At 58.6% G+C, this 22,248-nt stretch carries 21 protein-coding genes; 11 read left to right on the forward strand and 10 right to left on the reverse strand.

Features of this window, described 5'->3' with window-relative positions:
- Nucleotides 1-190 precede the first annotated feature (190 nt).
- Nucleotides 191-1,264 (forward strand): hypothetical protein, encoded by a 1,074-nt coding sequence (locus tag ACYZT2_RS12525; protein ID WP_461972500.1) that lies wholly within the window; start codon nucleotides 191-193, stop codon nucleotides 1,262-1,264.
- A gap of 16 nt (nucleotides 1,265-1,280) precedes the next feature.
- Entirely contained in the window at nucleotides 1,281-1,634 is a 354-nt protein-coding gene (locus ACYZT2_RS12530; RefSeq protein ID WP_461972502.1) for a DUF1428 domain-containing protein, read from the forward strand.
- Nucleotides 1,635-1,649: 15 nt separating this feature from the next.
- Here the strand turns inward: ACYZT2_RS12530 and ACYZT2_RS12535 are convergent, their stop codons facing one another.
- A complete protein-coding gene (locus tag ACYZT2_RS12535; protein WP_461972504.1) occupies nucleotides 1,650-1,844 on the reverse strand; it encodes a hypothetical protein in 195 nt (64 codons plus the stop codon).
- Nucleotides 1,845-1,970: 126 nt separating this feature from the next.
- Between ACYZT2_RS12535 and thpR the strand changes: the two genes are divergently transcribed.
- Nucleotides 1,971-2,510, forward strand: a complete 540-nt coding sequence (gene thpR / locus ACYZT2_RS12540; protein WP_461972506.1) for an RNA 2',3'-cyclic phosphodiesterase — start codon at nucleotides 1,971-1,973, stop codon at nucleotides 2,508-2,510.
- A gap of 308 nt (nucleotides 2,511-2,818) precedes the next feature.
- Here the strand turns inward: thpR and ACYZT2_RS12545 are convergent, their stop codons facing one another.
- From ACYZT2_RS12545 to ACYZT2_RS12565, 5 genes are all read right to left on the reverse strand, one after another.
- The gene (locus tag ACYZT2_RS12545) at nucleotides 2,819-3,916 is read right to left on the reverse strand and encodes a polyamine ABC transporter substrate-binding protein (RefSeq protein ID WP_253545097.1); all 1,098 of its coding nucleotides are present in this window, start codon (nucleotides 3,914-3,916) and stop codon (nucleotides 2,819-2,821) included.
- 163 nt (nucleotides 3,917-4,079) lie between these two features.
- Complete coding sequence (locus ACYZT2_RS12550) at nucleotides 4,080-4,964, reverse strand: ABC transporter permease subunit (RefSeq protein WP_461972508.1); 885 nt, start codon at nucleotides 4,962-4,964, stop codon at nucleotides 4,080-4,082.
- A complete protein-coding gene (locus tag ACYZT2_RS12555) occupies nucleotides 4,961-5,842 on the reverse strand; it encodes an ABC transporter permease subunit (protein WP_461973088.1) in 882 nt (293 codons plus the stop codon). Before ACYZT2_RS12555 ends, ACYZT2_RS12550 begins: the two co-directional genes overlap by 4 nt.
- Before the next feature lie 29 nt (nucleotides 5,843-5,871).
- Nucleotides 5,872-7,014, reverse strand: a complete 1,143-nt coding sequence (potA, locus tag ACYZT2_RS12560) for a polyamine ABC transporter ATP-binding protein (protein WP_461972510.1) — start codon at nucleotides 7,012-7,014, stop codon at nucleotides 5,872-5,874.
- 349 nt (nucleotides 7,015-7,363) lie between these two features.
- Nucleotides 7,364-8,125, reverse strand: coding sequence for a gamma-glutamyl-gamma-aminobutyrate hydrolase family protein (locus tag ACYZT2_RS12565; RefSeq protein ID WP_461972512.1), 762 nt, complete (start codon nucleotides 8,123-8,125; stop codon nucleotides 7,364-7,366).
- A 280-nt stretch (nucleotides 8,126-8,405) separates the two neighbouring features.
- Between ACYZT2_RS12565 and ACYZT2_RS12570 the strand changes: the two genes are divergently transcribed.
- The 8 genes from ACYZT2_RS12570 to ACYZT2_RS12605 all read left to right on the forward strand — a co-directional run bounded on the left by ACYZT2_RS12570 (nucleotide 8,406) and on the right by ACYZT2_RS12605 (nucleotide 18,254).
- A complete protein-coding gene (locus ACYZT2_RS12570; RefSeq protein ID WP_461972514.1) occupies nucleotides 8,406-9,782 on the forward strand; it encodes a glutamine synthetase family protein in 1,377 nt (458 codons plus the stop codon).
- A gap of 193 nt (nucleotides 9,783-9,975) precedes the next feature.
- On the forward strand, nucleotides 9,976-11,466 hold the full coding sequence (locus tag ACYZT2_RS12575) for an aldehyde dehydrogenase (RefSeq protein ID WP_461972516.1): 1,491 nt from the start codon (nucleotides 9,976-9,978) through the stop codon (nucleotides 11,464-11,466).
- A gap of 52 nt (nucleotides 11,467-11,518) precedes the next feature.
- Nucleotides 11,519-12,817 (forward strand): NAD(P)/FAD-dependent oxidoreductase, encoded by a 1,299-nt coding sequence (locus ACYZT2_RS12580; RefSeq protein ID WP_461972518.1) that lies wholly within the window; start codon nucleotides 11,519-11,521, stop codon nucleotides 12,815-12,817.
- A 441-nt stretch (nucleotides 12,818-13,258) separates the two neighbouring features.
- Nucleotides 13,259-13,807, forward strand: a complete 549-nt coding sequence (locus ACYZT2_RS12585; RefSeq protein WP_007895886.1) for a cupin domain-containing protein — start codon at nucleotides 13,259-13,261, stop codon at nucleotides 13,805-13,807.
- Between the two features lie 300 nt (nucleotides 13,808-14,107).
- Nucleotides 14,108-14,575, forward strand: coding sequence for a GNAT family N-acetyltransferase (locus tag ACYZT2_RS12590; protein ID WP_461972520.1), 468 nt, complete (start codon nucleotides 14,108-14,110; stop codon nucleotides 14,573-14,575).
- A 179-nt stretch (nucleotides 14,576-14,754) separates the two neighbouring features.
- Entirely contained in the window at nucleotides 14,755-15,750 is a 996-nt protein-coding gene (locus ACYZT2_RS12595; RefSeq protein WP_461972522.1) for an L-tyrosine/L-tryptophan isonitrile synthase family protein, read from the forward strand.
- The gene (locus ACYZT2_RS12600; protein WP_461973090.1) at nucleotides 15,750-16,466 is read left to right on the forward strand and encodes an HAD family hydrolase; all 717 of its coding nucleotides are present in this window, start codon (nucleotides 15,750-15,752) and stop codon (nucleotides 16,464-16,466) included. The genes ACYZT2_RS12595 and ACYZT2_RS12600 overlap by 1 nt, the downstream gene beginning before the upstream one ends.
- Before the next feature lie 27 nt (nucleotides 16,467-16,493).
- Nucleotides 16,494-18,254 (forward strand): isocyanide synthase family protein, encoded by a 1,761-nt coding sequence (locus ACYZT2_RS12605; RefSeq protein ID WP_461972524.1) that lies wholly within the window; start codon nucleotides 16,494-16,496, stop codon nucleotides 18,252-18,254.
- Between the two features lie 46 nt (nucleotides 18,255-18,300).
- Here ACYZT2_RS12605 and ACYZT2_RS12610 read toward each other — a convergent pair whose 3' ends face one another.
- From ACYZT2_RS12610 to ACYZT2_RS12625, 4 genes are all read right to left on the reverse strand, one after another.
- On the reverse strand, nucleotides 18,301-19,440 hold the full coding sequence (locus ACYZT2_RS12610; protein WP_461972526.1) for a merozoite surface protein 3b: 1,140 nt from the start codon (nucleotides 19,438-19,440) through the stop codon (nucleotides 18,301-18,303).
- Nucleotides 19,441-19,522: 82 nt separating this feature from the next.
- Nucleotides 19,523-19,843, reverse strand: a complete 321-nt coding sequence (locus tag ACYZT2_RS12615) for a hypothetical protein (protein WP_461972528.1) — start codon at nucleotides 19,841-19,843, stop codon at nucleotides 19,523-19,525.
- Complete coding sequence (locus ACYZT2_RS12620; RefSeq protein WP_461972530.1) at nucleotides 19,840-21,027, reverse strand: DUF6384 family protein; 1,188 nt, start codon at nucleotides 21,025-21,027, stop codon at nucleotides 19,840-19,842. Before ACYZT2_RS12620 ends, ACYZT2_RS12615 begins: the two co-directional genes overlap by 4 nt.
- A 48-nt stretch (nucleotides 21,028-21,075) precedes the next feature.
- A complete protein-coding gene (locus tag ACYZT2_RS12625) occupies nucleotides 21,076-22,200 on the reverse strand; it encodes a DUF6384 family protein (RefSeq protein ID WP_461972532.1) in 1,125 nt (374 codons plus the stop codon).
- Between the last annotated feature and the right edge of the window lie 48 nt (nucleotides 22,201-22,248).

The raw sequence follows: 22,248 nt of genomic DNA on the forward strand, positions 1-22,248 counted from the left end.
AAAGATCGCAGCCTTCGGCAGCTCCTACGGGGTGCACTCCAAATGTGGGAGCGAGCCTGCTCGCGAAGGCGTCCTTGAGGGCACCCTCCATTCAACTGACGGACGGCCCACGCCCCCGACCTATACTCAAATCAGCACGCTCTTTAGCGTCGGACACTCCGTTCGGCGAAGACTGTAGGACACCGCGATCTTGAACCTGCGTTCGCTGATCGTCGCTGTGTTGGTGATTTTGGCGGGATGCGCCACGCCTACGCCTGCACCTGTAGTCGTGGTGCCGGTGGTGGTGTCCCAGAGCACCTGGCAGCAGGTGGACCGGGAGATTGTCGCCGCTTCGCAACAGGCCACCGAACAGGCCAGAGTCTTCGCCCGCGGGTCCATGGAGCACTGGCGCACGCGGGTTTACCAGCAGACCGAAGAAGTGTTCATTCCGTGGTTCAGCAGCTACTGGACTCAGGAATGGCTGTCGATGAAAGTCAGCTGGTACGCCATCAATTCCGGGGACGAGCAGGATGCGACGGTCAAACGCCTGGCGGCTTATCTGCTGGAGCAATATCACCGACGCGTGCTGGAACCGGTGGCGGTGGAGATCGATCCCGACGCGATCCTCGGCCAGGCGACAGCGTTTTATGTGCAACTGATGGGTCAGCAACTCGAGGTTATTTCCAAACGTCATGGCGTGCCAATGGCGCAGCTCAACGGTCGCATCCAGAAAATCCCGGCTATTTCACTGGGCCCACCGACCGCCCGTGACGCTTCGCTGTATCAGGTGGTGCATGCCGAACTAAGCAAATTGCCGGCCTACCTGGCGCTGATCGACACGATCCACAAGGCGGGCGGCGAGAAGGGCATTGCTTCGACGGACGCCGGCATGGCGCCGGTGGCCAAGCGTGCCAGTAAGCGAATACAAGCCGAAATGGCCCCCCGAGGGGCGGCCAGTGCGGTGGCGGCAGTGGCAGGGAAGGCGGCCGGGGCGTTGATTTCCGTGGGGGTGGCGGGGGTGCGCGCGATTATTCAGGCCAACGACCGGCCCGATAGCGAAGCGCTGATCCGCAGCAGCCTGGGCAATTCGTTCGACAAGGCCTGGGTGAAGCTGGTGCAAAACCCCGCCACCGGCGTCATGGCCGGAACGCTGTACATGGCCAGGCAGATCGAGGGCAGCCTGGCCCTCACCCTCGAACAGCCAGCCGAGCCGTCGGTCGGTCTGGAGGCAGGAACTGTCGATTGGAGCCACGCTGATTCGACTACCCAGCGGATCAACCCATAACTTGAGGAAAACGATCATGGCTTACGTCGATGGCTTCGTTGCAGCAGTACCTACCGCCAACCGCGAAAAATTCAAGCAACACGCGCAATCCGCCGCCGAGATCTTCAAGGAAAGCGGCGCCCTGAGCCTCGCTGAATGCTGGGGCGATGACGTGCCCGATGGCAAAGTGACCTCATTTCCCATGGCGGTAAAACTCAAGGAAGACGAAACCGTGGTGTTTTCCTGGATCGTCTGGCCGGACAAGGCCACCCGTGACGCCGGCATGGCGAAACTCATGAGCGATCCGCGCATGCAACCCGACGTCAATCCAATGCCGTTTGACGGTCAGCGCATGATTTTTGGCGGTTTCGAGATGATTGTGAAAGCCTGAAACATCGTCGCAGGATCACTCCGGCGTCGAGGCGGTCCTGCAACTCTTGCGGTTACGAATTTCGCTGTCCGAGGGGCGCTCCTTGATGAACTCGAAACGCGGCTCGCCTTCGTTGTAGTGAACCAGCCAGCCCCATTCCAGCTCGGACTCATCCTGGCCGGGTTTCGGTGGCACGGCCCACCATGGCTCTTTGCTGATGATCTGACGCATGGCGCCCTCCCGTCGATTCGGTTGCTTCAACTATAACGCGCATGCCGACAGGTGCCAGAAATGCACTTGCTGGTGTGGTATCCCTTTGTAAAATCAAAGGGACTCCGAAGGCTTGAGGTGGCAGACATGAGCGATGAATCCCGTGAGCCGTTCAAGCGGCTGTTCTTCGCCCTGAACTGTGCCCCCGAACAACGCCGGGCCATCGCCCAATGGCGCAATGCGCTGGAACTCAATGTCGGGCGCCCGGTGCCGGTGGAAAACTTTCATCTGACGCTGCTGTTTCTCGGCACGGTGGGGATGGTGCAGATAGCGGGCGTCTGCGAGGCCGCCGCCAATGTGCGGATGCCCGGCACGCCGTTGACGGTTGTGCTTGATCGTCTGGAAGTCTGGCGTCGCTCCGGGGTTTTGTTGCTGGCGCCCGCGCAGGCAGAACCAGCGTTGCTGCGATTGGTGTATGCGCTGGAGCAGGCCATGTTGCCGTTTGGCTTCGAAGACACCCGTCGGGAATTTCGCCCGCATTTGACCCTGATGCGCGACTACCGGGCGCCAGTCCCCGAATCCGCTACGCCGCCAGAGTTTTTCCTGCGCGCTGACCGCTTCACCTTGTTCGAATCCCATAAAGGGCGGTATCGGGCGCTGGCGGAATGGCCGTTGGTTTGTGCATAAAAAAAGGCGCCCGAGGGCGCCGAATTCACCTTAACCGAGGAAGCCAGGTGAAGCCGTTCTTCTTCAGAGGAGTGCAGCGGTGGTAAGGCGCTGCGTGAACGGAAAATGGTTGAAACCTTGCCTCTGATCGTTCTCATGCGGAGCGTGGGAACGATCAGATTGATGTTGGATGTGATGGCCTCATCGCGAGCAGGCTCGCTCCCACAGGGGATCGGCGTCATCAACAAATCTGCGCTCCACCACGGACTCCTGTGGGAGCGAGCCTGCTCGCGATAGCGATGTCAGGTTCAACAGTGATGCCGAGTGAATCACTTACCGAGCTTCACCCGCGTCCAGCCCCGGGTCATCACCCGCTGAATACCGATCGGCATATCTGGAATGGCATACAGCGTCGCCATCACCGCTTGCGGCGGGTAGGAACCCGGGTCGTTTCGAATCGCTTCATCCACCAGTGGCGTGGCCGCTGCGTTGGCGTTGCTGTAGCCGACACTGTTGGTGACTTCGGCGATGATGTCCGGGCGCATCAGGAAGTTCATGAACAGGTAGGCGTTGTCGACGTTGGCCGCGTCCCGTGGGATGGCGACCATGTCGTAAAAGCTGCCGGCGCCTTCTTTCGGAATGCTGTATTCGATCTTCACCTTGTCGCCGGCTTCCTGGGCGCGAGCCTTGGCTTGCAGCACGTCGCCGGAGTAACCGACGGCGACGCAGATGTTGCCGTTGGCCAGGTCGGAGATGTACTTCGAGGAATGGAAATAAGCCACCGACGGCCGAATCTTCATGAACAGCGCTTCGGCTTCGGCGATCTGCGTCTTGTCCTGGGAGTTCACCGGGTAGCCCAGATAGTGCAGGGCGGCTGGAAGCATCTCCGTTGGCGAATCAAGGAAACTGATGCCACAGGCTTTCAGCTTCGCGGCGTTTTCCGGTTTGAACAGCAAGTCCCAGGAGTTTACCGGGGCATCAGTACCCAGCACTTCCTTGACCTTGGCCGGGTTGTAACCGATGCCGATCGAACCCCACATATACGGGAAAGCGTGGCCATTGTCAGGATCGCTGGCAGAGGCGTTTTTCAGCAGCACCGGGTTGAGGTTTTTCCAGTTCGACAGCTTCGATTTATCCAGCGGCTGATAGACGCCGGCCTTGATCTGCTTGGCCAGGAAACTGTTGGACGGCACCACAATGTCGTAGCCGGATTTACCGGCCAGCAAGCGTGCCTCAAGGGTTTCATTACTGTCGAACACATCGTAGGTCACGCGGATGCCGGTCTCGTCTTCGAATTTCTTGACGGTGTCCGGGGCGATGTAATCCGACCAGTTGTAGACGCGCAATACCTTGTCATTGGCCTGGGCACCGGTAGCCATCGCGCCCAATAGGGACAGTGTCAGCAGAGTCCTGCCAAACATTTTCATCGGTACAACTCCATTTCTTTTTATAGAACACAAAACCGATTGTAGGAGCGAGGCTTGCCCGCGAAGAACGATGACGCGTAATACCTGAAAAACCGCGGTGTATTCGTCGCGGGCAAGTCGGATCGCCGCATCGCTCGCTCCTACAGGATTTTCGTCGCAGCCACTAGGCCGTCGCTTCTGCCGTGTGGTTTTTCGGTTGCTGCCACGACTCGCTGGCGGTCTGGTCCATCGCTTCCTGAATCGCCCGCTTGCGCGTGGCTTCGGCCTTGCGGCTGAAGTACCAGACCAGGAAAGTCACCAGCGACACCGCCAACAGAATCAGACTGGCCACCGCATTGATCTCAGGCTTCACGCCCAAACGCACCGCCGAGAACACTTCCATCGGCAAGGTCGTGGAACCCGGCCCCGACACAAAGCTCGCCAACACCAAATCATCCAGCGACAAGGCAAACGACATCATGCCGCCGGCCGCCAGTGACGGCGCGATCATCGGAATGGTGATCAAGAAAAACACCTTGAACGGCTTCGCGCCCAAATCCATCGCCGCTTCTTCGATGGACAGGTCCAGCTCACGCAAACGCGCCGAAACCACCACCGCTACATAGGCGGCACAAAACGTGGTGTGGGCGATCCAGATGGTGAAGATGCCACGTTCCTGCGGCCAGCCAATCAACTGCGCCATGGCCACGAACAGCAGCAACAGCGACAGACCGGTGATCACTTCCGGCATCACCAACGGCGCCGTCACCAAGCCACCAAACAGCGTGCGACCTTTGAAGCGCGTCACACGGGTGAGCACGAAAGCGGCGAGAGTGCCCAACGCCACGGCGGCAATCGCGGTGTAGCAGGCGATTTCCAGGGAGCGCACCACCGAGCCCATCAGTTGCGAGTTGTCGAGCAGGCCGACGTACCACTTCACCGACCAGCCGCCCCACACCGTCACCAGTTTCGAGGCGTTGAACGAGTAGATCACCAGAATCAGCATCGGCAGGTAGATAAACGACAGGCCGAAAATCAGCATGAACTTTGAAAATCCGAAGCGTTTCATCCCCGTCCCTCCATCTCTTTGGCCTGGCTGCGGTTGAACAGCAGAATCGGCACAATCAGAATCGCCAGCATCACCACCGCCAAGGCAGACGCCACCGGCCAGTCGCGGTTGTTGAAGAACTCCTGCCACAGCACACGGCCGATCATCAGGGTTTCCGGGCCACCCAACAGTTCCGGAATCACGAACTCACCCACCACCGGAATGAACACCAGCATGCAACCGGCGATGATTCCGTTTTTGGCCAGCGGCACGGTGATTTTCCAGAAGTTGTTGAAGTTGCTCGAGCCCAGGTCCGACGCGGCTTCCAGCAAGCTGTGATCGTGTTTCACCAGGTTGGCGTACAGCGGCAACACCATGAATGGCAGGTAGGCATAGACCACGCCGATGTACACCGCCGTGTTGGTGTTGAGGATCTCGATCGGCTGCGACGTGAGCCCGGTCCACATCAGGAACCCATTGAGCAAACCGTTGTTGCTGAGGATGCCCATCCACGCATAGACGCGGATCAGGATCGCGGTCCAGGTCGGCATCATGATCAACAGCAGCAGAACGTTCTGCGTTTCCTTGTTGGCCTTGGTGATCGCGTAAGCCATCGGGAAGCCGATCACCAGGCACATCAGCGTGCTTAAAAACGCGACCTTCAAGGAGCCGAAGTAGGCCGAGATGTACAATTCATCTTCGGTCAGCAGCGAGTAGTTGCCGAGGTTCAGCAGCAGCTGAAATTTCTGTTCGGCGAAGGTGTAAATCTCGGAGTAGGGAGGAATGGCCAGTGCGGCTTCCGAGAAGCTGATCTTCATCACCAGGAAGAACGGCAACAGGAAAAACAGGCACAACCACAGGAACGGAATGCCGATGACCAATTTTCGGCCGCTGGGCACCAGGCGCAGGAACTGCTGGTTGAAGGTTCTCATGAGCGCAGTACCACGCCGCTGTCGTCTTCCCACCACACGTAGACCTGATCGTCCCAGGTCGGGCGGGCGCCACGGCGTTCGGCGTTCGCCATGAACGACTGGACGATTTTGCCGCCGGGCAATTCCACGTAAAACACCGAGTGGCCGCCGAGGTAGGCGATGTCATGCACCTTTCCCTCGGACCAGTTGTAGCGAGTCTCGGGCTTGAGGGTGCTGACCAGCATTTTTTCCGGGCGGATGGCGTAGGTGATTGACTTGTCCTGCACCGACGTACTCACGCCGTGGCCGACGTAGATCTTCTGTTGCAGATCCGGGCTGTGGATGATCGCGTGACCTTCCAGATCCTCGACCACGGTGCCGTCGAAGGCGTTCACGTTGCCGATGAATTCGCAGACCATGCGGCTGACCGGGGCTTCATAGATGTCGACCGGGCTGCCGATCTGGGCGATCCAGCCCAGGTGCATGATCGCGATGCGCTCGGCCATGGTCATGGCCTCTTCCTGATCGTGGGTCACCATCACGCAGGTCACGCCGACGCGCTCGATGATTTGCACCAACTCCAGTTGCATCTGCGAGCGCAGCTTTTTATCCAGCGCACCCATCGGTTCGTCGAGCAACAACAGCTTCGGACGCTTGGCCAACGAACGCGCCAGCGCCACACGCTGACGCTGACCGCCAGACAACTGATGCGGTTTGCGTTTGGCGTATTGGGTCATGTGCACCAGCCGCAGCATCTCTTCGACACGGGCGTCGATTTCGCTGGTGGGCAAACGGTCCTGCTTGAGGCCGAAGGCGATGTTCTGCGCCACCGTCATGTGCGGGAACAAGGCGTAGGACTGGAACATCATGTTGATCGGCCGTTCGTACGGCGGCATGTCGGTGATGTCGACACCGTCGAGCAGAATCCGCCCTTCGGTCGGGCGCTCGAAGCCGGCGAGCATCCGCAGCAGGGTCGATTTGCCGGAGCCGGAACCACCGAGCAGGGCAAAGATTTCGCCTTGATGGATCTCCAGGGACACATCGTCCACGGCGGTGGTTTCGTCAAATTTCTTAGTGACGCGGTCGACTTTCACCAACACCTTTTTCGGTGCCTGGTGATTTTCAAGAGCCTTCCTGTAGATGCTGGAGGCGTTTGCCATATGAAACTCCCAACAGGTTTCAGTCGTCGGGCCAACGCGGCCTGACTTAAGAGTGGATTGCAGACCCGATGCCAGTCATAACGCCGTCCCTTGTAGGAGCGAGGCTTGCCCGCGAAGGCGGTGTATCAGGCAACGATGATGTCGACTGACACACCGCCTTCGCGGGCAAGCCTCGCTCCTACAAGGGATTTGCGCTTACCCGTACCGGAGGGCTTATTCGGCACCGCCATCCTGGCTGCCTGGTCGTACTTGTTGTTATTGCGGTTCATCTATTACGTGAGCGACCGGCGCGCAAAGGCACGCCCGCCAGACTCACGGGGGCAGTTAAATCGTTGAATGCTTTTTGAAGTCAGCGCGTATTACGCAACGCCGCCCGTTGCCGGCAGGCTTCGCCAAACGCCTGGAAAATACTCAAATAGAGGGGATTCGAAAGCACCTGCCATTCCGGGTGCCACTGCACGCCGACAGCGAAGGCCTTGCTGTGCTCGACCGAAATCGCCTCGATCAAACCATCCGGTGCGACAGCTTCAGCGCGAAGGCCAGGAGCGAGCCGGTCGATGCCCTGGCTGTGAATCGAATTGACCTGGAACACCTGCGGCAAATCCAGCGCTTCGAACACGCCACCCCGCTGCACGTTAACCGCATGAGCAGGCGCATATTGCACAGCCAGGTCCGGGTGATCCGCTTCGCGGTGATCGAGGTAGCCGGGCAGTTCGTGCACCTTCTGATGCAGGCTGCCGCCGAACGCCACGTTCATTTCCTGAAAGCCCCGACAGATGCCGAGCACCGGAACACCGGCGGCAATGGCTGCGCGCAATAAGGGCAGGGTGGTGGCGTCCCGCGCCGGATCGTGATCCGTGCCGGGGGCACTGGCCGGGCCTTGATAGTGGAAGGGTTCCACATTCGATGGCGATCCGGTCAGCAACAGACCGTCGAGCTGCGCGAGCAGGTCATCGATTTCGGTCAGATCGCCTAAAGAAGGAATGACCACGGGCAACCCCAAAGCCGCGACGCTGACAGCACGCAAATACTTGTCGCCGCTGACGTGGTAGGGGTGCAGGCCAATCTGTTTGATGCACGCAGTAACGCCGATCAATGGCTTGAATGCCATTTTTATCACCTCGAAGTTTCACACTTGAACGAGCTTTTCCGGAGCTTAGCCTTGTTGATTTTAATTAACAACTCTCATGTAAAAAATTCTAAACGCCGCACGTCCTATCCTTAGGATATACGCGGTGCGCAAGACTCACTTGGCACTCTCGTGCCCAAAAAAGCCCTGAAAATAAAGGATGAGAGGCCAGGTGTTCGCTATTGACTTCACTTTGCCGTTCGGGTTGACTGGGCTCGTGAACGTGAAGTGAACATAATAATTAACAGCTAATAGGTGCATCATGTCGGTCCCTCTGCGTACCGTTCAACTCAACGAAGCAAACGCATTCCTTAAGAAATATCCTGAGGTTTTGTACGTCGACCTTCTGATTGCGGATATGAACGGTGTGGTGCGCGGCAAGCGCATCGAACGCACCAGTCTTCATAAGGTTTACGAAAAAGGCATTAACCTGCCGGCGTCACTGTTTGCTCTGGACATCAACGGTTCTACGGTGGAAAGCACTGGCCTGGGTCTGGACATCGGCGATTCCGACCGTATCTGCTACCCGATCCCCGGCACCCTCAGCATCGAGCCCTGGCAGAAGCGCCCGACCGCGCAACTGCTGATGACCATGCACGAACTCGAAGGCCAGCCGTTCTTCGCCGACCCGCGTGAAGTGCTGGCCAACGTCGTGCGCAAGTTCGACGACATGGGCCTGACCATCTGCGCCGCGTTCGAACTGGAGTTCTACCTGATCGATCAGGACAACGTGAACGGTCGTCCGCAATCGCCACGTTCGCCGGTGTCCGGCAAGCGTCCGATATCGACCCAGGTCTACCTGATCGACGACCTCGACGAATACGTCGACTGCCTGCAAGACATTCTCGAAGGCGCGAAAGAGCAGGGCATCCCGGCCGACGCGATCGTCAAGGAAAGCGCCCCGGCGCAGTTCGAAGTCAACCTGCACCACGTGGCCGACCCGATCAAGGCGTGCGACTACGCCGTCCTGCTCAAGCGTCTGGTGAAGAACATCGCCTACGACCACGAGATGGACACCACCTTCATGGCCAAGCCGTATCCGGGCCAGGCGGGTAATGGTTTGCACGTGCACATTTCGATTCTCGACAAAGAAGGCAACAACATCTTTGCCAGCGAGGATCCCGAGCAGAACGCCGCACTGCGTCACGCGATCGGCGGTGTGCTCGAGACCCTGCCGGCGCAGATGGCCTTCCTGTGCCCGAACGTCAACTCGTACCGGCGTTTCGGCGCGCAGTTCTACGTACCGAACTCTCCAAGCTGGGGCATCGACAACCGCACCGTAGCGGTCCGCGTGCCAACCGGTTCGGCGGATGCCGTGCGCATCGAACATCGAGTCGCGGGCGCCGACGCCAACCCGTACCTGCTGATGGCTTCTGTTTTGGCCGGTATTCACCACGGCCTGACCAACGAAATCGAACCGGGCGCGCCAGTGGAAGGCAACAGCTACGAGCAGAACGAACAAAGCCTGCCAAACAACCTGCGCGATGCTTTGCGCGAGCTGGACGACAGCGAAGTCATGGCGCGCTACATCGACCCGCTGTACATCGACGTGTTCGTGGCGTGCAAGGAAAGCGAGCTGGCCGAGTTCGAAAACTCCATCTCGGACCTTGAGTACAACTGGTACTTGCATACGGTTTGATGGCCCCTTCGCGGGCAAGCCTCGCTCCTACAGGGATGATGTGTCGGGCACAGAAAATGTGCATACCGCAAACCCTGTAGGAGCGAGGCTTGCCCGCGAAGACGGCAGCACAATCACCGTTGGAATTGCCTGACACTCCACCTTCGCCAGCTCAATCCAACGACTACTTATTCCTCTGCGTAGAGTCACAACCATGACAAACACTCGCAGCGACTGGGAGCAACACTTCCAGTTCTTGACACTAGAAGGCCGCGCATTCATCGACGGCCAATACCGCCCGGCACTCAGCGGCGATACGTTCGAATGCATCAGCCCGGTCGACGGCCGCTTTCTGGCGAACATCGCCAGCACCGACGAAGCCGACGCCAATGCCGCCGTGCAGGTTGCACGCCGCACATTCGAATCCGGCATCTGGGCCAAACTGCCCCCGGCCGAACGCAAGCGCATCCTGATTCGTTTCGCCGATCTGATTCTGCAAAACCAGGAAGAACTGGCGCTGCTCGAAACCCTCGACATGGGTAAACCGATCAGCGATTCCATGAGCATCGACATCCCGGCGACCGCCAACGCGATCCGCTGGAGCGCCGAGGCCATCGACAAAATCTACGATGAAGTCGCCGCCACACCGCACGACCAACTCGGCCTCATTACCCGTGAACCGACAGGCGTGGTCGCCGCCATCGTGCCGTGGAATTTCCCGCTGATCATGGCCAGCTGGAAGTTCGCCCCAGCGCTCGCCGCAGGCAACTCGTTCATTCTCAAGCCTTCGGAAAAGTCACCGCTGACGGCGATCCGCATCGCGCAATTGGCCCTTGATGCCGGCATCCCCAAAGGCGTGTTCAATGTCCTGCCAGGCTTCGGACACACCGTCGGCAAGGCGCTGGCGTTGCACATGGACGTCGACGTGCTGGCCTTCACCGGCTCGACCGCGATTGCCAAGCAACTGCTGATCTACGCCGGGCAAAGCAACATGAAACGCGTTTGGCTCGAAGCAGGGGGGAAGAGCCCGAACGTGGTGTTCGCCGATGCGCCGGACTTGCGCGCAGCAGCGCAGGCAGCGGTCAGCGCGATTGCCTTTAACCAGGGCGAAGTCTGCACCGCTGGCTCGCGTTTGCTGGTGGAGCGTTCGATTCGCGAGCAGTTCATTCCGCTGCTGGTGGAAGCACTGCAAGCCTGGAAACCGGGCCACGCCCTCGATCCTGAAACCACTGTTGGCGCTGTCGTCGATCAGCGCCAACTGGAGAACGTGCTGCGCTACATCCAGATCGGCAAAGACCAGGGCGCGCAACTGATCGCCGGCGGCAGTCGTACCCTCGCAGACACCGGTGGCCTGTACGTGGAACCGGCGATTTTCGACGGCGTGACCAACGCCATGACCATCGCCCGCGAAGAGATCTTCGGCCCGGTGCTGTCGCTGATCACCTTCGACACCGCTGAAGAAGCGCTGCAGATCGCCAACGACAGCATCTTCGGTCTGGCCGCCGGCGTGTGGACCAGCAATCTCAGCAAAGCCCACACCTTCGCGCGCGGCTTACGCGCCGGCAGCGTCTGGGTCAACCAGTACGACGGCGGCGACATGACCGCGCCGTTCGGCGGGTTCAAGCAGTCGGGTAACGGTCGGGACAAATCGCTGCATGCGTTCGACAAATACACCGAACTCAAAGCGACCTGGATCAAGCTCTAACACCTTTACAGCGGCGGTCGCAGGCACACGCCAGCGGCCATCGGAGAAACCTATGAAACAAGACTCTGTTAAACAAAAGCATGTAAACAGCTACTACGCCGCGACCCGCAACTTCACCGGTGACTTCCCGGTGCTGGAACAAGCGGTGGACTGCGACGTCTGCGTGATCGGCGCCGGCTACACCGGTCTGTCCTCGGCGCTGTTTCTCAGCGAAGCGGGCTACAGCGTCACCGTACTGGAAGCCGCCAAAGTCGGCTTCGGCGCCAGCGGTCGCAACGGCGGTCAACTGGTCAACTCCTACAGCCGCGATGTCGATGTGATTGAAGAGCGCTACGGCGACAAAACCGCCGAAGTGCTCGGCAGCATGATCTTCGAAGGCGCCGACATCATCCGTTCGCGCATCAAAGAGTACGACATCAAATGCGACTACCGCCCCGGCGGCATCTTCGCAGCGCTGAACAAGAAACAACTCAATGGCCTGGCCGAACAGAAGAGCAGCTGGGAGCGCTACGGCAACAAAAACCTGAGAATGCTCGACGCGGCTGACATCCAGCGCGAAGTGGGTTGCGACAACTATGTCGGCGGCCTGCTCGACATGCAGGGCGGCCACATTCATCCGCTGAACCTGGCCCTCGGCGAAGCCGCCGCGATCATCAGCCTGGGCGGCAAAATCTACGAACAGTCCGCCGCCGTGGAAATCACCTACGGCGAACCGATCACCGTGCGCACCGCCAAAGGCGTGGTGCGGGCCAAGTACCTGCTGATCGCCGGCAACGCCTACCTGCCTCAAGACCTCGACAACCGCGTCACGCGCAAAAGCATGCCCTGTGGTTCGCAAATCGTCGTCACTGAGCCGCTGTCCGAAAAAGTCGCCCGCAGCCTGATCACCAACAACTACTGCGTCGAGGACTGCAACTACCTGCTCGACTACTACCGCCTCACCGCCGACAACCGCCTGCTATATGGCGGCGGCGTGGTCTACGGCGCTCGCGAGCCCGACGACATCGAACAACTGATCAAACCAAAAATCCTCAAGACCTTCCCGCAACTCAAGGACGTGAAAATCGACTACCGCTGGACCGGCAACTTCCTGCTGACCATGTCCCGCATGCCGCAATTCGGCCGCGTCGAAAAAAACGCCTACTACATGCAAGGCTACAGCGGCCATGGCGTCACCTGCTCGCACCTGGCCGGCAAACTGATCTCGGAAATGATCCGCGGCGACGCCGAACGCTTCGATGCCTTCGCCTCCCTGCCGCACATGCCCATGCTCGGCGGCCGCACCTTCCAGGCCCCACTCACCGCCATGGGCGCCGCGTATTACGCGTTGCGCGACCGGTTCGGCATCTAAGCCAGACGCAACCCCTGTAGGAGCCGAGCTTGCTCGCGAAGACGGCGGCACAGTCAACATTGAGGTCACCCTGACACACCGCCATCGCGGGCAAGCCTCGCTCCTACAAGGGTATACGGTGTACAAATTTTCTGTACCCGACATACCATCCTGTGAGCGAGGCTTGCCCGCGAAGGCGGCTGCACAGCCGCCATCAATGTCCCCTGACACACCGCCATCGCAAGCAGTCTCACTCCCACAATTCCCGCACCTGACCGACCGGCATCAGGGGCCCGCCGGCTTTTTTCATAGCCGTTTATCGAACCTGCTGAGCAACACCAACAAACGTGATTTAATACCCGCCTTCCACGGTTCCGGGACGGGAAACGGCGTAATCCGCGGCCACCAGTCGCCCGCCACCCACCCCCATTACCCCTTAAGTATTCTTCGCATAAGGCTGTCATGGACACGGGCTCACGACTCAAATTAGTACGCGAAAGCTACAAACTGTCCCAGCGCGAGCTGGCCCGGCGTAGCGGCGTCACCAATGCCACCATTTCCCTGATCGAACAGAATCGCGTCAGTCCCTCCGTCAGCTCCCTCAAAAAACTGCTCGAAGGCATCCCCATGTCCTTGGCGGACTTCTTCACCTTCGACCAACCGCCGCGTGAGCACCAATACGTGTTCCGCGCTAATGAGCAGCCGGATCTCGGGCGTCATGGTTTGCGGTTGTTGTTGATTGGCGCTTCGGTACCGAGTCGGCAGATGCGGTTGTTGCGCGAGCAATACGCGCCTGGGGCCAGTTCCGGGGAAGAGCCGATTGTGCACTCGGAAGGGGAGGAGTGTGGGCTGGTCACCCGTGGCACGGTTGAGCTGACGGTGGATGGGCAGATTAGTGTGTTGAATGCCGGGGATGGGTATTACTTTCCGACGACGTTGCCGCATCGGTTTAGGAATATTGGGGCGGATGAGGCGGAAATCATCAGCGCCAACACCCCGGCTAACTTCTGATATCGAAAGCAACCATCAAACCTGTAGCAGCTGCCGAGGGCTGCGTTCGGCTGCGAAGCAGTCGTAAATCCGGGTACTGTTCCTAATCGTTCCCCTCCACGATTGACAACCCGGATCATCCAAAACACTATCAGCCCATGACCTACACACGCCGCATGAACATGATGTGCTCCTCCATGATCGCCGCTGGCGGACCATGAGGTCATGCGTTCACAGGATTTGACGTAATTACCCAAGGCCCCGCCAGAAATGGACGGGGCTTTTTAGTTCTCCGTCTACCGATGGCTAACGGAGAATGAAATGTTCGAGATCAGACGAGCCACGCACGGCGATGCCCAAACGGCGTTCGACATTCGCCTTCAAGCGATACGGCATCAATGCATCGGCGCCTATACCACGGAGCAAATGCTGGCCTGGACGGCAGGAGCAGCCAAGGACGGGTATAGCGACCTGATGGATAAATACTTTTATCTGGGCTGTATTCAGGGGGAACCGGTGGCGACAGGAATGCTTGATCTGGAGAGGAGCGAAATCGGCGCGATCTTTGTCCTCCCGAGCTTTATGCAACGTGGCATCGGCTTGAAAATCCTGAACCACCTTGAATGCCAAGCGCGAGATCTGGGGCTGAGGGAGGTCAATCTGGACGCCACGTTGAACGCCGCTGACTTTTACCGGCGCTGCGGTTTCGTTGGCCACGAACCAGCTATTTACCATTCGCCCTCCGGGCTTCAGCTGGCTTGTGTGCCGATGGTGAAAGCGCTTTTGTAGGCTAGACAGGATTGATTGCTTCACCGACGGCAGACCCGGAGGGGCTGGTGCAGACCGCAATATTCCTGATTGCCACGATTGACAGCCCTCACGACTTGTAGGAATTTAGCCGCCCGCAGGTAAGGAATATCTGCTGACGGCCAAAAAATGGCCATTGTTCACCACACAAGGGATTGTCTATGCAAGATTCAAACACCGTCTCTCAACAGGTGTGCGGTCAGCTGATGCACGAGCATCAGAACAATGCGCACATGAACATTGCCCAGCAAATCCTCGAATGCCTATTCCGCCGCCGTAGCCTCGCTCCGGGGCAAGATCACGAACTTTCGTCGCAGGTGCTGGAACCCCATCTGGCGAAAGTAGTGCAGGCGATCGAGAACGGTCGCAAGGTCGAAATGGTCTTGCCAGCGTTTCCCGGCAAGTCGCCCAGCCGCAAGAAAACCCTCAGCCATCTACCCGATCTTGCTGAACATCATGCAATCGACGAGTTGCATCGCCTGTGCAATGAGATCCAGGAGATCTACGCACCGGGGGCGCTGATTCATATCTGCTCCGATGGCTATGTGTTCTCTGACTTGGTGCATGTTCCCGACGCGGACGTCAAGGCCTACACCGACGCTATCCAGGACTACGCTGAACAGCACTATCCCGGCACGTTCGCCCATTTCGATCTCAGGGATGCCTATCCTCCGCTTGACTGTCTGGACGCCATGCGTGAGGAGATGATGATCGAGCACGGCCAGTCATTGGTCTTGTTGCAGCAGCGCTTCAAGGATGATCCGCACATGATGTTGATGTACTGCGGTATCCATCGCTTCCTTTCCGAGGATTACTCGGGGCTCAAAGTATTCGCCGGCATGAGCCTTAATGCGGTGAAGAAAATTGCCAAACCGGCCTCGCAGCGAGTGATCCAGCGCAGTGAAGCCTGGAGTGCTCTGTTACAGGCGCGCTACCCGCATTGCCTGCGCCTGTCGATTCACCCGCAACTGGCGGTGTCGACGAAGATCGGTATCCGACTGGTGCCAACGAGTGACCTGTGGCGTACGCCCTGGCATTCGGTGGCCATCAAGCGACGGGGTGTGGTCACCCTCGAAAAACGCAGCAATGTCGATGAACGCTACCACCGCTTGGTGTTCCGCAAGGGGCGTCCTTGTCACTACGCCAGTGCTCAATGATGGCGTCCGGGTTGCGGTTCGAAGCCGTACTCTTCGATTTGGACGGGACCTTGGTCGACACCTTGCCTGACATCACCTGGTGCCTGAACCAGGTGTTGCTCGCACACGGTTGCCCGGCGCAGACAGCGCAAACAGTGCGAGGTTATATCGGCGGCGGGGTCACGGCGATGGTCGAGCAGATTGCCACGCGGTTCGGCATAGCCGATGCGGTCGCCCTGCACCAGCGCTATGTGGCGCTGTATCAAAACAACCTGGTTCAATTTTCCCGGCCATTCAGCGGTGTGCTTGCCTTGCTTGAAGGCTGTCGCCAGTTACAAGTGCCGCTGGCAATCGTGACCAACAAGACCGAGGACATGGCCCGGCAATTAGCCGATGCGCTGCTTCCACAAAATGCCTTCGGGACGATTCTGGGGCATCGCGCGGGCAGGGCGCTCAAACCTCAGCCGGATGTGGCATGGGAAGCCGCCCGGCGATTGTCGGTTGATCCGCAACGTTGTTTGTTCGTCGGTGACACCGAGATCGATCTGAAGACCGCCCATGCCGCAGGCATGTACTCGGCGGCGGTCACCTGGGGCTATGGCCTGACCTCTACATTGCAGGCCCAGGTCCCGAACTTCTGCTGCGAACAGCCGGCCGGGTTGTTGCGCATTCTGCAGCAAGTCTGCGGTACAGCGCATGCATTCACCGAGCATGGCGACACTGTTAAATCCTATTGATACACACACTCTCAAGGAAGTTGTTCTATGGAACATAGAGACGCCTGGATCGCTGCCATCAGCGATTTGCTCGCGGGTTATCTGCTCAAAGGCACGGATGATCGTTTCGACACACAAGGCAGAGCGCATCTCGCGCTACGCCTGGGGCATTGCTTCGATCAGAGCCTGCCGGTGCGTCTGGTACTGCCAGGCTTTCCCTGCAAGTCGCCGAACGCCACTGACCAGACATTCGGCGTGCTGCCGGACTACGGCGAGGTAATCGCCATCGAGCGCCTCGACCAACTCGGCCAAGCCATCGCCGCGCTGCACGCACCGGGATGTGTGGTGTCGATCCTCAGCGACGGAACGACCTTCAATGACATCGTCGGGGTGGTCGACGAGGTTCGCGAGACCTACAACCGGGCTTTGCGTGAACTGTGCACCACCCATACGATTCAATGGGTCAGCATGGAAGACCTGTTCCCACAGGCCCAAAGTGCCGATTCAGTTCGCGCCAGCCTGATCAAGCAGGCCCGTCTGCCCTGGAAAAACCTTGGGGATCTGATCGAGCAGAGCCGCGAAGATGAATCCCTCAGCCAGGCGCATGACCACCTCTGCAGTCACCTCTACAACGACCTGCGTCTGTGCCGTGAAGACGGGCAGAGCGAGGACGAGTACCTGCAACAAATCAATTTCAAAGCCTACCAAATGATGTATCGCGGACAGGCATTGAATGCGGCAGTGGATCGTTTCTTCGGCGATGACATTCGATTGTCGGTCCATCAGTACAGCAATGCCGGGCCCAAATTTACCTTTGGATTGGCCGAAGGGCTGACCCGTGTCGTCAGCCCCTGGCATGCCGTGCCGGTGTGCAACATCGATGGCAGCCAGAGCCTTCGCGCACGCGCCCAAGTCGACCTCGATCATCATGTGCTGGTCACCTGGCAGGGGCGGCCGTGGCTCTACCACCAAACAGAAAACCCGCAGGCCAAAGGCTTCGAATACGAACTGCAAAAGCTGCCGCTGTTTGGCCTGGTGGTGCGCGACCCCTTAGGGCTGGGTTTCGAGCGACTGTCCACGGGGCTGCTGGAGGCACTGGTGGAAACCTTTGGTTTCGTCTGCCTCAAGGGCTGCCGCTTCGACGACCAGGACAGTTTTGCTCGCAGCTGCGAACGCTTCGGCACGCTGTACGAATGGGCCTTCGGCGCCGTGCACGTGGTCAAGCCTGCAGACAAACCCCAAGGCGTGGTGCACTCGCTGGAGAAAACGCCTTTGCACTGGGACCTGAACATGCTGCCCGACAGCGACGCACAGGTTCAGCGCAACCCGAAATTCTGCGCCAGCAAATTCATGCTGTATTGCAAGACCGCGCCGCAGCCGGGCGAGGGCCAGACCACCGTCGTCGACAGCCGAAACGTACTGCGCAAAATCGGGCAGCAAGTCGCCCGACAATGGCAGAGCGTAAACATCACCTACTACACCAAAATGACCTACTTCGGCGGCTCGCCGCGCATGTACAGCCTGGTGGATCATCACCCCCGCAGCGGCGAACTCATCCTGCGTTATCAAGAGGGCACTGATTCGACACTGCAGACGCTTAGTCAGTCTGTGCAGGATCATGACGAGGAGGCTCAACAGGCGCTGCTCGAACAGGTCAACGCGCTGGTTTATGACCCGGAGTGCATGATTGCTCATCAATGGAGTGAGGGGGATTTGGTGCTGATTGATAACTATCGGACACTGCATGGAAGGCTGCCGATGTCGGCGGGTTCTTCGTCGCGGGAGTTGTGGCGGGTGCAGGTTTACTGATTGCTGTTGTCTGAGAGGCCCTGGGGACAGGGCCGTCTATTGCACATCAGGCAGCCTTGCTGAGCAGTGCCGCAAATTTACGTTTGGCATCTTCAACGGCATCGGCGATATCACGGGCGGCGTTGCTCGATTCGGTGCGGTAGGTTTCAGTCAGGCTATGCATGTCGGTCTGAAAGCTCAGGGTCGCATCGGCCAGGGCACGGACCGAGTCGACCTTGATGGTCGAGCCGTAGCTGGCCTTGACCGCGGCTTCCAGTTGCTGATTGCCGGTTGCGCCCAGGGCTTCGAGGCCTTTGCTGATACCTTCGGTGGTGGCGTTCAACGTGTGGGTGGCTTCGGCCAGACCACTGTTGCTGGTGAAGGAAACGGCAAGGCCGGTCAGCACCACTTCGTTGGTGGAGAAGAACGAAACCATGCGCTGATACTGACGCTCCTTGATCACGTGCACCTGGTTGATCCGGGCGAAGACCATTTCGGCGGTGTTGTAGCCGACCTTGAGGTCGTCGGCGATGTCCTTGACGATCTGATAGCGCTTGTCTTCATCCTGCAGGGCGCGCACGGCTTCGTCGCGTCGCAGCTCCAGGGCGGCGCGCTGGGCTGGTTCCTGAGTCTCGGCGGCAGCCACTTGGGCGTTGGCCTCATTTAGCGCCTGAGTGCGTTGCGTCAGGGTTTTACCGGCTAGGGCGAGGACTTGCTGAGCGTCGACTTCGGCCGCTTTCATGGCCATCCGGAAGTCCATGTACGACTCCAGAATCACGGTTTCCCGGGCAATCTGATCGTTGGCCGATTTGCACACTTGCAAGTAGTTTTCGCGAATGTCGTTGAAGCGATTGGGGATGGAACCGCGGCGCAGGTTTATCCAGCTCAGCTTGAGCTTTTCCATGCTGTCGAGGCGACCGTCATCCATCCAGCCGGCCATCGCAGCGGCGTCTTCACGGATCGAAGTGAAGCTCTGGGTGATGTCCATGAAACGCGTGGAAATGTCCATGCCTTCGATCTGCTCGCGGACCATGCTGTTGAAGGCGGTCGACTGCTGCAGCACCGAGGCGATGGAAGTGACTTTGGTCGTGTCGTACTGAGCCACCCGGTCCAGCAACACCAGTACCGGGGCATCCTGAACAGGTTGAAAGAGGTTGATGCCGATAGTGCGCAGGCCTGTGAGTGCACGTTCGAGGTAGTTGCTCATCGAGTGTCCTTTCGTGATGGTTTCAGCACAGGGTGAAATTGAGTGAGTGTGCCGATGGGTTAATGCTGAACAATGGCAGATTTTACCGGGCGCGCTTACTGCGCAATTCTTCATTACGTGCCTGCATTGCCAGCAGCATCTGTTCGTTCTGGCGATTGGCGGCGTAGTTGATCCGCTTGGCCACCAGACCATCCAGCCAGCGCTGGATAAAGTTGTAGCTGTACTCATCAGTGCCATAGCTGCGGTCGCGCAGGAAAATATAAGCCTCGTTGTCGTGGTACGCGCTTAGTTTCTCCCGGCACTCCTGGCGGATATCTTCATAGTCCTTCGCAAGTTGCGCAGGGCTGAGTGTCGGCGTGGGTTCGCTGGTGTCTGGAGCGTGTTCGTCGGCGATGTAGGTCATGGCATTACCCGTTCAAGATCATGTCGAAGTTGCTGGACCCGTTGGTGGGCGTCGATCCGGCCGATCCAGAGCATGTATCCGGCGGCTTTCATTTTTTGGACGAGATGATTGATCTTCGCTTCAGCGGCACCCGAGTCGCCCTTCTTGAGGTCGGCGTCAATCTCGTGGCTGATCCCCTCCAGTTCGTCGCGTAGGTCACTCGGGATGGTTTGGGAGTCCAGACGACTTTTCAGTTCATTGTGGTGCCGGGTCTGGAGAGTCAGCACGCTTGTATCGAGCAAGTCGCTATTAAGATCGCGGTAGGCGAAGAACGCATCCTGATAGCCCGTGTCGTTGTCGATTCGAGCAAGCTGCTGCTCGAGGAGGGCCAGCCGTTGGTACAGATCGCTGGATTGCGCAATGGCGGCTGCCCGATTCGGGTTCTGCTGAATCTCTTTGATTCCCTGACGCATCCAGATAATCCCGCCGGCAAACTTCAGGTCTTCTTTGACTTGGGGAAGGGCACGCCAGAATGCGTCTTGCGCGTTCTTGAGCACTATCACCTGTCGTTCGATTTCATCCACGTTGTCACGATTGATCGGTTCGCTCGTGCCGATGTCTCTGAGTTCATCTCCAGCGGGCAGCGCCTGCTGCACACGCTTGAGTAGCCGACTGACATTTGCGTCCTGCTGTTCGGCGTTGCTTCGCTGCAAGGTCTCGAGCTTTTTACGTTGCACCTCTAGCGCTCTGTTCACGTCAAAGCCGAGTTGGTTGAGCCTGTACGCCTCTCGATCGATCTCCGGCACTTTTACCTGATAACTCGCGAACTTGACGAGGGGCACGAACGCCAGGCTGAGTCCCAGTGCCACGGCCAGCAAGAATATACGTCGGCCGGAAAACCATGGCTCGGCACTCGGGGTGCCCCATGCGCGATTGATTAAGGTGTTGACCAGCCAGGCGTTGAAACCGTTGAGCGCCGGCGCCTCGAATTTCAAGCGATGAGCGAAGAACTGGTGCACGCCTTGCTCGATCAAATCATCGTCGAAGGTGATGTTATGACTCTGGTAATAGGCACGGATGCGCTCAGCGATTTCAGCGCGGCGCCGGGGCAGGTCGAGGTGTTCCTGGACCTGCCTCTGCTCATGACGCAGCTCGTCGACGAATGCCATCGCTGTCAACTGTTCGGAGAGTGGAATGCGGCTCATCGGGTGTCCTTTCTTGATGTTCTCAACACAGCGTGACGCGACAGGGCCTTACCGGGTCCAGTAACCGGCGGCTTTGAGTCGCTTGGTCAACTGACTGATTTTCTTCTCGGTAGCGTCTGAGTCGCTCTTTTTGAGCTCGGCATCAATCTCGCGCATCTTCACCTGCAATTCCTCGCGAATTTCCTCCGGGACGGACTTTTCGGCCAGACGGGTTTTCAGCTCGTAAGCACGCTGGGACTGTAGCTCAAGCAAGTCTTTGTCCGGCCACAGATCACTTCTGAGTTCACGGTAAGTGGAGGACGCATCCATGTGGCTATCAAAGCTGTTGACGTGTTTCAACTGCTGATCAAGTTCGGCCAGACGTCCATCCAGATCGCTGAATTGCGCAAGGGCGGCTGCCCGTTGCGGATCCTGCAGCATCTCCTTGACGCCTTGGCGAATATCAAGGATCCCGCGGGCATATTTAATGTCTGTTTCGGCAGCGTACAGGGCACTGTTGATCGCGTTTTTTTCTGCCTTGAGCGCATTGACCTGTGGTTCGATGACAGCCACGTTGGCACGGCTGACCGGCTCGGAAGCACCGATTTCTGTGCGGACATCGCTAACAGGCATCGCTTTCTGCGCACGCTCAAGTAGTTGGCTTGCGTACGCGTCAGGCTGTTGCGCATTACTTTTCTGAAGAGCCATCAGCTCTCTGCGCTGCTTATCGATTTCCTTGTACAGGTCTCTGCGTTCACTACGCACTTCGGCTGCGGTGCGGGCGACCTCACGGATTTTGTCATCACTGTAGAAGGTGGCTCCATAGCGTGGGTTCTGCGAAAAGGCGCCCATCACGAAGGCCGCCATGAAAGCTGCCAGGGACATCGCAATGAACCCACTCCAAAACCGCATCTTTGAGCGGTGAGTGAGCGTCTTTACCAGCCAGGCATCGAAGCCGTTGAGCGGCGGCGCTTCGAACATCAAACGATGGGCGAAGACCTGACGAACACCTTGCTCAATCAGGTCAGCGTCAAAAGCGATATTGTTGCTCAAGTAATAGGCGCGAATACGCTCAGCGATTTCAGCGCGGCGCCGCGGCAGATCGAGGTGTTCCTGGACCTGCTTTTGCTGATGACGCAGCTCGTCGACAAAGGCCATTGCCCCCATCTGTTCGGAGAGTGGAATGCTGCTCATCGGGTGTCCTTTCCAGATTGGGGCTCAGTGCCAGGTAGCGCGCGGGGC

The organism is Pseudomonas sp. MDT1-85 (assembly GCF_054898065.1).